Origin of the sequence: uncultured Turicibacter sp. (assembly GCF_938044715.1) — a bacterium.
In the GTDB taxonomy this organism is placed as follows: domain Bacteria; phylum Bacillota_I; class Bacilli_A; order MOL361; family Turicibacteraceae; genus Turicibacter; species Turicibacter sanguinis.
The window spans coordinates 45,803-59,096 of sequence record NZ_CALIOS010000068.1 but is presented as its reverse complement, the minus strand read 5'-3'; the positions used below and the strand labels follow the sequence as shown (position 1 = coordinate 59,096).

The following is a 13,294-nucleotide window of genomic DNA, read 5'->3' as shown; positions in this document are numbered from 1 at the left end:
GCCTTTAAAAGTGTTTGGTGTGTAGTTGAAATGATTTTGTGGGGAAATCATTAATTAGTAGTTGTTATGTTATTTAAATTTCATTTGAGAGTCTATCTTATAGTTGTAAGGTAGGCTTTTTTTGTCGTTTATAAACAATAAAGGATGCAAGCCTTCAGATAATCTTGTAAAATGAATGAGAAAGTGAACGTTTAAAAAGAAAAGTTAGGAGGAGATTTTTTGTTACAGACAGTCCTCGCAGGTATCAAACCCATTAATCAAGAAACAAAGAAGTTAGCTAAAAAAAGAGTTGATTCATTAGCAAAGCCCCTAGGGAGTCTAGGTGAATTAGAACATCTTTCAATTCAAATCGCCGGAATTACAGGACGTGTTGTAAATAAGATTGAAAAAAAGTGTATTATCATAATGGCGGCTGATAATGGAGTGGTTGAAGAAGGCGTAGCATCAGCTCCACAACTTGTAACATTGGCTCAGACTAAAAATTTTATTAAAGGTAAAACAGGCGTTGCAGTTTTGGCAGCTCAAAATAAAGCTGATTTAATGGTGATTGATATTGGGATTAATTCTGACGAAATTATTCCAGGAGTCATTCATAAAAAACTTGCGAAAGGAACGCAAAATATTTATAAAGGGCCCGCAATGTCTCATGAAATGGCGGTTCAAGGGATTGAAGTTGGAATTGAAGCAGTTAAAAAAGCTAGAGAAAAGGGGTACCAATTACTCGGCGTGGGTGAAATGGGGATTGGAAATACCACAACCTCAGCTGCTGTCTTAAAAGGATTAACGGGGATTTCTGTGGATAAGCTTGTTGGAAAAGGTGGCGGAATTACGAAAGCTGCCTATGAGAAAAAAAAGCACGTCGTAAAACGAGCAGTTGAGTTAAATCAAGTAAATCCACAAGATCCAATTGATGTGATTGCTAAAGTCGGTGGATTTGATATTGCAGGAATGGTCGGTGTCTTTTTAGGTGCGGCTTATTACCAAATCCCCGTTGTCATTGATGGCTTTATTTCAGTTGTAGCAGCATTAGTGGCAACTAAATTAAATAAAGATGTAAAAGATTATTGCATTCCATCGCACAAATCAGAAGAAATCGGCTATAACATAGCGATTGAACAATTAGGATTGACACCTATGCTAAACCTTAGCATGCGTTTAGGGGAGGGGAGTGGTTGTCCCATTGCGTTTTCGGTGATTGAATTTGCAATGGCTATGATGAATAACATGGCAACATTTGATGAAGCGCATATTGATGATGATTATTTAGATGAAGTGCGGAATGAAGAAAGTTATAAAGTTTAAGGAGGCCGACTATGAAAATCGGATTAATTCATATTTATTGTGGGGATGGTAAAGGAAAGACAAGTGCTGCAATGGGACTTGGACTTAGAGCTGTTGGTCATGGGAAAAAAGTATTGTTAACACAATTTTTAAAAAGTAATAAAACAGGAGAATTAAAATCGATTGAGAAATTATCAGAATTTTTTCATGTTGTAAAAGGTGAGCCAGCTAAAAAATTTGTTTGGAATATGACAGAAGAAGAAAAAGCAATCGTAAAAATAGAACATACTAATCGTTTTAAAGCAGTCACCAAAAAGGCAGTCGAAGAAGACTATGATGTTCTCATTTTAGATGAATTGATTGCGACGGTTAATTTAGACTTTGTTCCTGTGCATTTGGTCGTTGATTTTTTAAAGAATAAGCCAACATCATTAGAAGTTGTCATGACAGGGCGTAATCCTAAAGTTGAATTAGTTGAACTTGCTCATTATGTATCTGAAATAAAGGCTGTGAAGCATCCGTTTACAGAAGGGATTCCCGCACGAGTAGGAATTGAAATATGATCATCCTTGTAGTAGGTGGAGCTAAAAGTGGAAAATCTGATTATGCTGAAAAAATAGCACAAATGCTACATGAAGGCGGAAATCTATATTATATTGCAACGATGAATCCTCATGATGAGGAAGATCAACAACGAATCAAAATTCATCAACAAAAGCGTGAAGGTCGCGCTTTTCAAACACTAGAAGCAAAGCGACAGCTTCATAAAATAATCGATACGATTAATCCACAGGATACTATCTTACTCGATAGCTTAACCTCGTGGATGACAAATGAAATGTTTGTAATGGCTGAGTTTTATCCAAATGTGAGTGTACAAATGCTAGAAGTCGTAAAAAAGATAAACACAAAACACCTTGTCATTGTGTCAGATTATTTGTTTAGTGATGCTATTCATTATGATGCGTACACCGAGACATTTCGGCGCGAACTAGGCTATGTAAACTGTGAAATCGCAAAATTGGCTGACGTTGTCATCGAGTGTGTTTACGGAAATACGATTGTCCACAAGGGAAAGGAGGCGCTTCATGAAAAGCTTATATTACGCACTTAATATGGCCATCAGTATGTTCACGATTATTCCACTACCGAAATATGAATGGGATGAATCATCGGCACGTCATATGATGAAACTTTATCCTTTCATCGGACTCATCATCGGAGGACTTTGGTACGTGGCGGCTTTGTTGTTAACCGCTCTTCAAGTCACGGAAACTTTAACCGCCTCTATCTTACTTGCCATTCCATTTTTACTGACAGGATTTTTACATCTAGATGGGTTCATGGATGTATGTGATGCCTTATTATCAAGACGTTCCCAAGAAGAAAAAATTCGAATATTAAAAGACTCTCGGGTCGGTGCCTTTGCTGTTATTTCTTTAGTCTTATTATTAATTTGTCAGTTTTCAGCACTTCAGACACTTCTAACACATCAACAATCCTTTCTGTTTTTCATTCTCATTCCGATTATTTCAAGAAGTCTTGTTGGATACTTTTTAATTACAAAGGAGACGATTAGTGAAAGCTATCTAGGAAAATTATTTAAACAAGGAACTGGGCGCCTTGACCTTCTTATCTTAAGCCTAATCTACTTCATCACCTTTTTGGGGAGCTATCTACTCGTTGGAATATTAGGGATTGCCGTTCCCCTTTTCATGGGAATCGCTGCTTTGCTACTTGTACGTAACACCCAAAAACAACTCGGTGGATTTAACGGAGATGTCGCGGGCTATATATTAGTTCTTTGTGAATTTATCGGATTACTAACCTTAGGAGTGATAAGATGAAACTCATAATTGGTGGCGCCTATAACGGAAAATTAAATTACGTAAAAGAAACATTAAGAGTAGTGGATGAAGATATTTGTTATATTCAAGACACCCTTGATTTGTCAAAATCAGTTCTATACGGAATTCACCACTTTATTTATCACAACGCCTTAAATGGCATCTCATCATTACCATTTTTTGAAGAGCATCTCGACGACTTAAAAACTAAAGTCATCGTTTGCGATGAAATCTCATCAGGCATCGTTCCATTAAAAAAAGAAGAACGATTTTATAGAGAGGAAGTAGGGCGCATCCTGCAATTTTTAAGTCGTGAAAGTAATAGCATTATTCGGATTTTTTGTGGTATCGAGGTGGTCCTTAAAGATGAATAATATGATTTTATATGTCATCAGACATGGAAAAACAAAAAGTAATGAACAACGACTTTACTGTGGAAAAACAAACGATGTTTTAAGCGAAGCCGGCATCAAGGAAATCAAAGAGAAACAAAAATGTTACAACTATCCTGTTTGTGCTAAAAACTTTACAAGTGGTGCAATTCGTGCGAATCAAACCTTTGAACTCCTTTATCCCCAAACCTTTTATGAGGTGCGTCCATTATTTTGGGAATATGATTTCGGTGAGTTTGAAGGAAAGTCGTATGACATGTTGAAAGATGATGCGCGCTATATCGAATGGATCATGGATGAAGAGGGAGCAGTTTCGTGTCCACAAGGAGAGTCAAAACAAGATTTTTATAAACGAATTTCAAAAGGACTTGAATTACTTGTGGATGAGTTGTTAGAAAGTCATGAATCAGAGGCTTTGTTAGTCTGTCATGGCGGTGTGATTGGAACATTACTTCATTTGTTTTATGATCAACGTAAACATTTTTATGAGTATCAACCCCGTTGTGGTGGCGGTTATAAATTACGTCTTACAAAAGAGACAAGTATTAAAATAGAGATATTAGAGGAGTTTTAGCATGTGGTCTTTAATGATTGGATTCGTCCTTGATGTCATCATCGGCGACCCACATAATCCATATCACCCGGTTCGAATCATTGGAAGTTGGGCGATGAATTTGGAAAGTGTATTTCGAAAAATAGATTCAAATAACCTTAAATTAGCAGGAGCACTTGCGTGGCTTTGTATTATTGTTCCGACCTTTTTAATCACGTTAATCATCGTTAAAATAGCGTTCTTTATCCACCCGATGGTCGGGATTTTAGTAGAAGGTATTTTAATTTATTTCTGTCTTTCAGCTAAAGGGCTGAAAGTTGAAGGACTTAAAGTGATTAAAACGTTAGAGTCCGGTGATATTGAAAAAGCGCGTCATCAATTATCATATATTGTCGGACGTGACACGGCATCACTTGATGAAACTTCAATTGTTCGTGCAGTGATTGAAACAGTGGCAGAAAATATGTCAGATGGCATTATTGCTCCGATTTTATTTGCAGGACTTGGTGGTGCGCCGCTTGCGATGGCGTATAAAGCAGTCAATACGTGTGATTCGATGTTTGGTTATAAAAATGAGAAATACCTTGAATTTGGTTTTGTTTCAGCTAAAATGGATGATTTATTTAATTATATTCCAGCTAGATTAACGGGCTATTTGATTATCATTGCATCATTTATTTTAGGATTAGATTATAAACAAAGTTATCAGATTTATCAGCGTGATCGTTATAATCATACCAGTCCAAATAGCGCACATCCAGAAGCTGCAGTAGCAGGAGCCTTAGGAATTAAGCTAGGAGGAGCGAATTATTATTTCAGTAAACTGGTTGAAAAACCGACGATTGGCGACGAAACAAAAGCGATTGAAATGAAAGATTTATATCAAACGAATATGATTTTAACAACGGTGAGTTTTTTAGGATTAATTGTTGCCTTATTAATTGGAGGAGTGGTGAGATGAACTTAGGCCATGGTGGAAACATTGCACAGATTGCGAGATTACACGGAATTTTTGAAGATAGCATCATTGATTTCTCGGCAAATATTAATCCTCTTGGACTATGTCCGAATGTGTTAGAGGCCATGATTCAATCATTAGATAACATTGTTCATTATCCTGATATCACGTACTATGATTTAAAACGGGCTATTGCGAATTATGAAAATATAAAGGAAGAACAAATCATACTTGGAAATGGAGCAGCAGAAGTGATTTTTAATGTTGTTCGTGCACTTCAACCTAAAAAAGCATTGTTGTTTGCACCGACATTTTCAGAGTATGAAGATGCCCTAAAATCGATGGAGTGTCAGATAGAGCATTATATTTTAAAAGAAGATTTTAAGTTAGAAGATGGTTTTATAGACGCGATAAAGGAAGGGATTGATGTTTTATTTATTTGTAATCCAAATAATCCAACCGGTGTTTTAACACCGAAAGAATTCATCTTAAAAGTTTTAAAGAAAGCAGTCCAAACTAAGACAAAAGTCGTAGTGGATGAATCATTTTTAGATTTTGTTGAGAACAAAGAAGACTACTGTATGATAAGTGATGTGAATCAATTTAAACAGTTGATCGTAGTTAAATCACTGACGAAGTTTTTCGCCTTTCCAGGTATTCGGGTGGGATATGGTGTTTTAAGTGATCAACATCTGATTGAACAAATCAATAAAATCGCGGTACCGTGGGCGATTAATACGGTCGCTAATTTCGGAGCTCAGGTGGCGTTAACTCAAACAGAGTATATCTCTAAAACTCTGACCTATGTTAAAGAAGAAAATGAATTCCTATACACAGCTCTTGAAAAATTTGACTCATTGACAGTGTATCGTGGGGCGGTAAACTTCTTATTTTTCAAATGTAAAGTGTCATTGGATTTGAAACAGGAATTATTAAAGGATGGGATTTTAATTCGTAGCTGTGATAATTATGTAGGGTTATCAGCAGGGTTTTATCGGGTTGCAGTGCGCACACGAGCAGAAAATTTAGCGCTAATTAACGCGTTAGAGGGCATTTTGATATGAAAGAAGTGCTAATTATTTTAGATGGTTTGATGGAAGAGCAGCTTGACTTTAATCCGACATCCTGGTGTGATTTTTCGGTTTTGAATCGTGATCTGGATAGTTTAAATTGTATTTTTAATCTGCTTGGTTATTCGTCTAATCAGTTTGAGATTGGTGAACGTGCCTATTACGAAGCTCTTGCAAATGGGATTTCTCTTCAGGAAAATGAAGTTGTATTAAGATGTAATATTGTACGAGTTGAGGATGGAAAATTAGTAGACTTTACTGGTGGAAGATTGCCGTCAAACATTGAAAGTATCCTTCAAGAAATTCACGTACCGGATGGAACGTTGTATGCGGGTGACACGTATAAAAATTTATTGCTTCTAAAAAATTTTTCCTCAGATATTAAGTTATACCCGCCACATTTTCATGTAGGTGAAGACCTTGATACTTTAATACCAAAGGATTGGCGACTTCAAAAACTGATGAAGGACTCTAAAGCTGTTTTTAATCAACACGGATTAAACGGTTGCATGCTATGGCCTTGGGGATTATCTACGGTGGTTCATCTTCCATCTTTTTATGATCGATATCAAAAAGTTGGAGCAGTGGTAAGTGGGATTGATTTAGTAGCGGGAATGGGATTAGCGCTTGGTATGAAATCAATTAAACCAAGCCTAGCAACAGGTTATGAAAATACAGATTTAGTTCAAAAGCTTGAAGTAGCCCTTTCTTTAATTCAAGAAGTGGATGTTTTAATTGTGCATATTAATGGACTTGATGAATTAGCTCATCAAAAAGATTTTGCGGGTAAGTTAGCCTTCTTAGAAAAAATAAATACCCAATTCATTTTACCGTTAGTCAATCAACTCAGTGATACAATGATTTATATAACATGTGATCATCGTACCGATTCTAAAACTGGGAAACATGAGGTAGGGAAGGTGCCGATGTGGGAAATAGTTTTAGAAAAATAAAAAAGACTGCTTTTCGTGGCAAGGAAAAGCAGTCTTTTTTTGATTAAAACATGGCAGTGAAAGAATTCAAAAAGGAATTCATTTCGGTTTGTAAAAATTCAAAACGTAAACATAAGAAGCAACACACACACCCAAAGGAAAATAAAGTAATAAAACTAAAGGAGTTTGTAAGATTAAGCCGTACCCCAGTAACTTAATCTTCTCTACAATGTATGGGAATAGTATTAGATTTAGAACTAAAATAAACTCTTTTTTGAAATTAATTTAGATGTTATGATGAGAATTGAAATGAGGGATAGGATGAGTAAATGGTGGATGATGATTTTAATAAGTATGCTATTAACAGGATGCACATCACAAGCTATTAAGTTGGATGATGAGAAGTTTTTAGAGTGTGTCGACGGTGATACGGTAGATTTTTCAATGTTTTTTCCTACTGATTGGGATATAGTATGGATCTTTCATCCATATACACCACTTGAAAAAGTTGAGGAAACAATTGGAACTCGTTTTAAGCATGAGACAGCGATTGAGTATTCAGATACTATTCATTTAGTTATAGCTCTAAAAGATGACCATGTGGTGAGTTATGCTGAGATTAGCCGCTTAGTTTATGATTTCAATACGGCAGAAACGTTAAAAATAACGAAGGAAAACCAATTACAAATCAATTGAGAATAAAGATTGGGTATGATTCATAAAGTGTTAGGTAATTGGCTATCATTAGACAAATTTGACAAATAGAAGTGTAACGACTATACTTGATTAGTCATGGACTCATAGCAGGTGATATGATCTTAATAAGGAATGAAGTGAAATTCTTCAACTATCTCAGTAACCGTGAAGCGGACAATGTCTTAGTGAGCCACTGCATCAATTGATGTGGGAAGGGAAGACGGCGGATGATGCAAAGTCGGGAGACTTGCCTGATATGCGAGTGCTATTATCCCCTGAGGATGGGATAATGGGATACGTACGTGATTTTACTTAAGTCATTAGGTAAAAGAATTTAATGTAGTCATACCTTAATGTGGTATGTTTTTTTATGTTAATTTCATACGTATCATATGAACCTCAAAATTTTAAAACTTGGAGGAGAAGTATGAAAAAGTTTAAACAAATCGTGTCATCATCTTTAGTGGCATTTGTTACAATGATGTCATTAGCAGGGTGTCAAACAGAAGCACCCGAAAACAAAGAAACAACTGAACAAACACAAACGCCAGTTGAGCAAGCACAAAACTCAGATGCAACATCTTCAAAAATGGTAGACCGTGAAGGAAATGAATTTGAAGCGCCAGTTTCGATTGAGCGCATTTTATCAACTGCACCATCTAATACGGAAGTATTAATTGCACTAGAATTAGCTGATAACCTAGTTGGTGTGGATAAATATTCAACAGATATCGAAGGAATTCCAGCAGATGCTGAAGTCATCGATTTTAGAAACCCAGATTCAGAAGCAATTATTGAAATGCAACCTGATATTATTATTGCATCAGGACATAACAAAGTAGGAGATGAAGATCCTTACGCTTTATTAAAAGAAGCGGGAATTACAGTAGTATATATCCCAAGTAGTGATAGCATTGAAGGAATTTATGAGGATATTGCTTTTATTGCGGATGTAACAAATAAAGAAACAGAAGGACAAGAATTAATTGATGAAATGAAACAAGAAGTAGCTGCTATTAAAGCCGTTGGTGATACCATCACAGATAAAAAAACAGTGTACTTTGAAATTGGTTCATCATCAAAATTATATAGCTTTGGTCATTCAACATTTATTAATGAATTAATTGAAACAGTAGGCGCAACAAATATTTTAGCTGATGAAGAAGGATGGATTTCACCAAGTGAGGAAGCGGTTATTACAGCTAATCCAGATGTTATCTTGACAAATGAAACTTACTTAGATAATGCGACTCAATTAATTAAAGAACGTGCGGGATTTGAAACAATCACAGCGGTTGAAAATGATGCCATTTATTTAATCGATAAAAATGCCTCATCACGTGGTAGCCAAAACGTGATTAAAGCTTTAAAAGAAATTGCACAGGCTGTTTATCCTGAATACTATGCAAACTAATAAACGCAAACTTTTAATACTACTAGCGATTCCGTTAGTAGTATTAATTATATGTATCGGAACCATCATCGGAAGTTCGAACATTGACTTTCTTGATATCTTATCGATTATAGGGCATAAACTATTTAATCTCCCGCTACTCGAAAATATCCAAAATAAAGATGTCTCAATCATTTGGGTCATTCGATTACCACGCGTCTTACTCGCTTTTTTAGTCGGAGCCTCTCTCGCTGTTAGTGGAGCTGTCATTCAATCCATTCTAAAAAATCCACTTGCCTCACCTTACACACTCGGCGTCTCATCTGGAGCATCGCTTGGTGTTGGACTTTACATTATCCTAGGGTTTTCAATTCCATTGGTTGGGAATATGGCCTTACCTGTTATCGGGTTTATTTGTGGGTTAGCCACTGTTTTTTCAGTTATTTTATTCGCGAACAAAGTAGATCGTGGGCTCTCAAATAATACAATGATACTTGCTGGAATGGTATTTTCATTATTTACAAATGCCATGCTCACAACCATAACTGCTTTAAATAGTGAGAATATTACTCAAATAACGATGTGGCAAATGGGCTCATTTGCGATGCGGGGATGGCCCTATGTGAGAGCTATTATCCCATTTTTTATCGTCGGTCTTTTTATCGTTTTAAAATATTGTAAAGAAATGGACGTTTTAAGTTTCGGAGAAGATCAAGCAAAAAGCGTCGGAGTTGAAACCAAAAAAGTTAAAACAAACCTCATTGTAGCAGTTGCAATTTTAACTGGAAGTGCGATTGCTTTAAGTGGGACGATTGGTTTTATCGATTTAATCACACCGCATGTCGTAAGGAAACTGGTCGGTTCAAATCATAAATGGGTCATTCCAATGTGTATCGTTTTTGGTGGATCTTTCATGGTGTTAACAGATTTAGTTGCTAGAACGATTATCTCCCCATCCGAACTTCCTGTTGGAGCTATTACCGCTTTAATTGGAGCCCCATTCTTTGCTTATCTATATTTCAGTAAGAGAAGTAGGTGAGTCAAATGTTAAAAATTAATCAACTCAATTGTGGATATGATGGAAAAATAGTTGTTAAAGACGTTAACCTACACATAAAAAAAGGTCAAACTCAATGTATTGTGGGGCCTAATGGTTGTGGAAAAACAACGATTTTAAAAGCAATTGCCAACCTTCTAGATTATGAAGGAGAAATTCTATTAGAAGGTCAGAATATTAAACACATCAAACGAAAGCATCTTGCTAAAAAGATTGCCTTCATGACGCAATCATCAGACCTTTATTTTCCTTATACCGTGTATGAAACCGTCTCACTAGGAAGATATGCTCATTCAACCGGACTGTTTTCCACACTATCAAAACGTGATAAAGAGATTGTGCTCGATTGTATTAAACGAGTCGGATTAGAAGCGGAAAAGGATAAACTCATCAATGAATTATCAGGTGGTCAATTGCAGCGCGTTTATTTAGCACGCGCATTTGCTCAAGAACCTGACATCATTTTACTTGATGAACCGACGAATCATTTAGATTTAAAATATCAGATTGAAATTTTGGACCATATTAATCAATGGACAAAGGAGCAGGGAAAAACTGTGATTGCCGTTTTGCATGACTTGAATTTAGTTCAAATGTTTAGTGAAGAGGTCATCATGATTAAGGACGGACAAGTCGTGGCATCTGGTCTTTCAAAAGATGTTTTAGATGAAGAAAGATTACTTGATGTTTACGGAATTAATATCAAAAACTTTATGTTAGAAGCGTTAGAGAAATGGAGATAAGGTTATGAAATTTGTTATGTCATATAGCTGTGGAAAAGACAGTACGCTATCATTATATCGTATGATTAAAGCAGGACATGAACCGTTAGCTTTATTAATTACAGTGGATAAAAAGGTATGTCGTAGTTGGTTTCACGGTGTTCCTAAGCATCTACTTGAAGAAGTATCAAAGTCATTAAATATTCCGCTTTTATTGGTTGAAAGTATTGGGGATAATTATAAAGAAACGTTTGAAGAAGCACTAGGTAAAGCCAAAGAACAGGGCGCCGAGGCTTGTGTTTTTGGAGATATTGATTTAGAAGCCCATCGTACTTGGTGTACGGATCGTTGTGAAGCAGTTGGACTTGAGGCAGTCTTTCCTTTATGGTTAGAAGATCGTGAAGCGTTAACGCATGAATTTATTGATTTAGGGTTTACAACGGTTTTAAAAAATGTGAAGTTAGAATGTTTAGGTGAAGAATTTTTAGGCAAGGTCTTAACGAAAGAATTAGTTGAGAAAATTAAAGCAACGGGGTCTGATGCATGTGGTGAAAATGGTGAGTATCATAGTTTTGTCTATGATGGGCCATTATTCTCTTATCCTGTTTCATTTGAAGTTGGCGAAAATATTTTAACCGAGACACACGGTTATTTAGATATTAAGTAGGTAAACAACATGAAGACAAAACGAATCATGTTACTTGGAACAGCCTCATCAGTTGGAAAAAGTACTCTAGCGGCAGCGTTTTGTCGCTATTTTAAAAAGCAAGGATATAGCGTTGCACCGTATAAAGCTCTGAATATTTCACTTAATTCTTATGTGACAAAAGATGGCGATGAAATTGGACGTGCTCAAGTGGTACAAGCCGAAAGTTGCGAAATCGAACCGGTTGCAGACATGAATCCAATTCTAATGAAACCGAGTGTGGGTTATAAAACACAAGTCATTGTTCGAGGTAAAGTTCACTGTACGATGGATGCCTATCAGTATCATGACTTAAATAAATATTTAAAGGAACAGGCGGCACTAGCCTACAAACAGTTAGCACAAAATCATGACCTAATCGTTTTAGAGGGATCAGGAAGTTGCGCTGAAATTAACTTAAAAGCAACAGATATTGCAAATTTTCATACGGCAAAGATGGCAGATGCGCCCGTTATTTTAGTTGCTGATATTGATAAAGGCGGCGTTTTTGCCTCAATTGTTGGAACGATTATGTTGCTTGAGGAAGACGAGCGAGCACGTGTTAAAGGAATTATCATCAATAAGTTTCGCGGTAAAGTCGAGTACTTTAAGGATGCGATGAAGCAAATTGAAGACCTGATTAACATCCCAGTACTTGGCGTCTTACCTTATTTTGAATTAGACATTGAAGAAGAAGACGGCGCAACGGACAGAGTTCAGACCAAAAGAGGGAGCGGTGTTGATATTGCGGTGATTCGACTTCCACACATGTCGAATTTTACAGATTTTAATGCTCTTAATCGATTGCCAGATGTCAGTGTCCGCTATGTCTTTAACCCAAGAGAATTAGAAGGGGCTCATTTAATTATCATTCCAGGAAGTAAAAATACGATTGATGATTTAATCTATTTAAAACAAAGTGGTTTTGCCAATGGAATTGAGTTTCAACGAACACAAGGAACCTTAGTTTTTGGAATTTGTGGTGGTTATCAAATGCTTGGCCAAATCGTTAAAGACCCAAAAGGTGTCGAAGGAAATCCGCGTGAGGAAGCGGGACTTGGCTTACTTGAAATGATCACTGAATTTAATCCGATAAAAACAACGAAACAAGTGTGTGGATTTGATTTAGATGGAAATCAAATCAATGGATATGAAATCCATAATGGCATGAGTTTCACAACGAATTCTGAAAACATCTGGATTAAAGATGAGAATGATGTCGTCCTTGGGATGAAAAATAAAGAAGGAAATGTCTTTGGAACCTACATTCATGGATTATTCGATGAAGGTGACTTTGCTCTTAAGTTAATCAATCAACTTAAACAAAAATTAAATCTAGAAATAAAAAATCAAATGAATTATAAAGATTATAAAATGTCACAGTACGATCAACTATGCGAGCTTTTAAAAGAGAATGTTGATATGGAATACATTGAAACCCTATTAAATTAAATCTATATTTTGAAGGATAGTTAATATCTATGGATTTGTTTTTTTAGAGTGAATTAACCAATTCAAGTCGAATAATATAAAGTCCAATTTAAAATAGAGCTTAATGAAAATACCTAAATGAAATGATAAATAGAGTTTTAATATTTATCCTCTGTCATTTAGGTGTTTTTTTATTTATGAAGCGATAAGAAATTGTTCAATGAGCTGATATTCAGGATTCATATTTTTTGAAAGTATCTTAACATAATATTTTCAA

General features: G+C 35.9%; 15 protein-coding genes and 1 riboswitch. All 15 genes read left to right on the top strand.

The genetic code is table 11. The features are described from left to right. The first annotated feature begins 219 nt into the window (after positions 1-219). The 15 genes from cobT (at position 220) to QWC74_RS07525 (ending at position 13,038) form a co-directional block, all read left to right on the top strand. Positions 220-1,302, top strand: coding sequence for a nicotinate-nucleotide--dimethylbenzimidazole phosphoribosyltransferase (cobT, locus tag QWC74_RS07595; RefSeq protein WP_006784185.1), 1,083 nt, complete (start codon positions 220-222; stop codon positions 1,300-1,302). A gap of 11 nt (positions 1,303-1,313) precedes the next feature. Then, positions 1,314-1,844 carry a cob(I)yrinic acid a,c-diamide adenosyltransferase gene (locus QWC74_RS07590; RefSeq protein ID WP_006784184.1) on the top strand — a complete coding sequence of 177 codons (531 nt, stop codon included), beginning with the start codon at positions 1,314-1,316 and terminating at the stop codon, positions 1,842-1,844. Then, positions 1,841-2,395, top strand: a complete 555-nt coding sequence (locus QWC74_RS07585) for a bifunctional adenosylcobinamide kinase/adenosylcobinamide-phosphate guanylyltransferase (protein WP_006784183.1) — start codon at positions 1,841-1,843, stop codon at positions 2,393-2,395. The genes QWC74_RS07590 and QWC74_RS07585 overlap by 4 nt, the downstream gene beginning before the upstream one ends. Next, positions 2,370-3,128 (top strand): adenosylcobinamide-GDP ribazoletransferase, encoded by a 759-nt coding sequence (locus tag QWC74_RS07580; protein ID WP_006784182.1) that lies wholly within the window; start codon positions 2,370-2,372, stop codon positions 3,126-3,128. Before QWC74_RS07585 ends, QWC74_RS07580 begins: the two co-directional genes overlap by 26 nt. After that, positions 3,125-3,502, top strand: coding sequence for a bifunctional adenosylcobinamide kinase/adenosylcobinamide-phosphate guanylyltransferase (locus QWC74_RS07575; protein WP_006784181.1), 378 nt, complete (start codon positions 3,125-3,127; stop codon positions 3,500-3,502). Before QWC74_RS07580 ends, QWC74_RS07575 begins: the two co-directional genes overlap by 4 nt. Beyond that, positions 3,495-4,094, top strand: a complete 600-nt coding sequence (locus tag QWC74_RS07570; RefSeq protein ID WP_006784180.1) for a histidine phosphatase family protein — start codon at positions 3,495-3,497, stop codon at positions 4,092-4,094. The genes QWC74_RS07575 and QWC74_RS07570 overlap by 8 nt, the downstream gene beginning before the upstream one ends. A 1-nt stretch (position 4,095) precedes the next feature. Further along, on the top strand, positions 4,096-5,034 hold the full coding sequence (gene cbiB / locus QWC74_RS07565) for an adenosylcobinamide-phosphate synthase CbiB (protein ID WP_006784179.1): 939 nt from the start codon (positions 4,096-4,098) through the stop codon (positions 5,032-5,034). After that, entirely contained in the window at positions 5,031-6,095 is a 1,065-nt protein-coding gene (cobD, locus tag QWC74_RS07560) for a threonine-phosphate decarboxylase CobD (protein ID WP_006784178.1), read from the top strand. The genes cbiB and cobD overlap by 4 nt, the downstream gene beginning before the upstream one ends. Continuing rightward, positions 6,092-7,054 (top strand): phosphoglycerate mutase, encoded by a 963-nt coding sequence (locus tag QWC74_RS07555; RefSeq protein ID WP_006784177.1) that lies wholly within the window; start codon positions 6,092-6,094, stop codon positions 7,052-7,054. Before cobD ends, QWC74_RS07555 begins: the two co-directional genes overlap by 4 nt. Positions 7,055-7,354: 300 nt before the next feature. Beyond that, a complete protein-coding gene (locus QWC74_RS07550) occupies positions 7,355-7,729 on the top strand; it encodes a hypothetical protein (RefSeq protein WP_006784176.1) in 375 nt (124 codons plus the stop codon). Between the two features lie 92 nt (positions 7,730-7,821). Further along, positions 7,822-7,999: riboswitch (cobalamin riboswitch) on the top strand. A gap of 157 nt (positions 8,000-8,156) precedes the next feature. Next, positions 8,157-9,143: an ABC transporter substrate-binding protein gene (locus tag QWC74_RS07545; protein ID WP_006784175.1), complete on the top strand. Its 987-nt coding sequence runs from the start codon at positions 8,157-8,159 to the stop codon at positions 9,141-9,143. Then, positions 9,133-10,161 (top strand): iron ABC transporter permease, encoded by a 1,029-nt coding sequence (locus QWC74_RS07540; protein ID WP_006784174.1) that lies wholly within the window; start codon positions 9,133-9,135, stop codon positions 10,159-10,161. The genes QWC74_RS07545 and QWC74_RS07540 overlap by 11 nt, the downstream gene beginning before the upstream one ends. A gap of 5 nt (positions 10,162-10,166) precedes the next feature. Then, positions 10,167-10,922: an ABC transporter ATP-binding protein gene (locus QWC74_RS07535; RefSeq protein WP_006784173.1), complete on the top strand. Its 756-nt coding sequence runs from the start codon at positions 10,167-10,169 to the stop codon at positions 10,920-10,922. Positions 10,923-10,926: 4 nt separating this feature from the next. Next, entirely contained in the window at positions 10,927-11,568 is a 642-nt protein-coding gene (locus tag QWC74_RS07530; RefSeq protein WP_006784172.1) for a diphthine--ammonia ligase, read from the top strand. 9 nt (positions 11,569-11,577) lie between these two features. After that, positions 11,578-13,038: a cobyric acid synthase gene (locus QWC74_RS07525; RefSeq protein WP_006784171.1), complete on the top strand. Its 1,461-nt coding sequence runs from the start codon at positions 11,578-11,580 to the stop codon at positions 13,036-13,038. The last annotated feature ends 256 nt before the right edge of the window (positions 13,039-13,294 follow it).

Coding starts and splice junctions, on each gene's coding strand:
- QWC74_RS07590 (WP_006784184.1), top strand. CDS start 1,314: ATGAAAATCGGATTAATTCATATTTATTGTGGGGATGGTAAAGGAAAG.
- QWC74_RS07585 (WP_006784183.1), top strand. CDS start 1,841: ATGATCATCCTTGTAGTAGGTGGAGCTAAAAGTGGAAAATCTGATTAT.
- QWC74_RS07580 (WP_006784182.1), top strand. CDS start 2,370: ATGAAAAGCTTATATTACGCACTTAATATGGCCATCAGTATGTTCACG.
- QWC74_RS07575 (WP_006784181.1), top strand. CDS start 3,125: ATGAAACTCATAATTGGTGGCGCCTATAACGGAAAATTAAATTACGTA.
- QWC74_RS07570 (WP_006784180.1), top strand. CDS start 3,495: ATGAATAATATGATTTTATATGTCATCAGACATGGAAAAACAAAAAGT.
- cbiB (WP_006784179.1), top strand. CDS start 4,096: ATGTGGTCTTTAATGATTGGATTCGTCCTTGATGTCATCATCGGCGAC.
- cobD (WP_006784178.1), top strand. CDS start 5,031: ATGAACTTAGGCCATGGTGGAAACATTGCACAGATTGCGAGATTACAC.
- QWC74_RS07555 (WP_006784177.1), top strand. CDS start 6,092: ATGAAAGAAGTGCTAATTATTTTAGATGGTTTGATGGAAGAGCAGCTT.
- QWC74_RS07550 (WP_006784176.1), top strand. CDS start 7,355: ATGAGTAAATGGTGGATGATGATTTTAATAAGTATGCTATTAACAGGA.
- QWC74_RS07545 (WP_006784175.1), top strand. CDS start 8,157: ATGAAAAAGTTTAAACAAATCGTGTCATCATCTTTAGTGGCATTTGTT.
- QWC74_RS07540 (WP_006784174.1), top strand. CDS start 9,133: ATGCAAACTAATAAACGCAAACTTTTAATACTACTAGCGATTCCGTTA.
- QWC74_RS07535 (WP_006784173.1), top strand. CDS start 10,167: ATGTTAAAAATTAATCAACTCAATTGTGGATATGATGGAAAAATAGTT.
- QWC74_RS07530 (WP_006784172.1), top strand. CDS start 10,927: ATGAAATTTGTTATGTCATATAGCTGTGGAAAAGACAGTACGCTATCA.
- QWC74_RS07525 (WP_006784171.1), top strand. CDS start 11,578: ATGAAGACAAAACGAATCATGTTACTTGGAACAGCCTCATCAGTTGGA.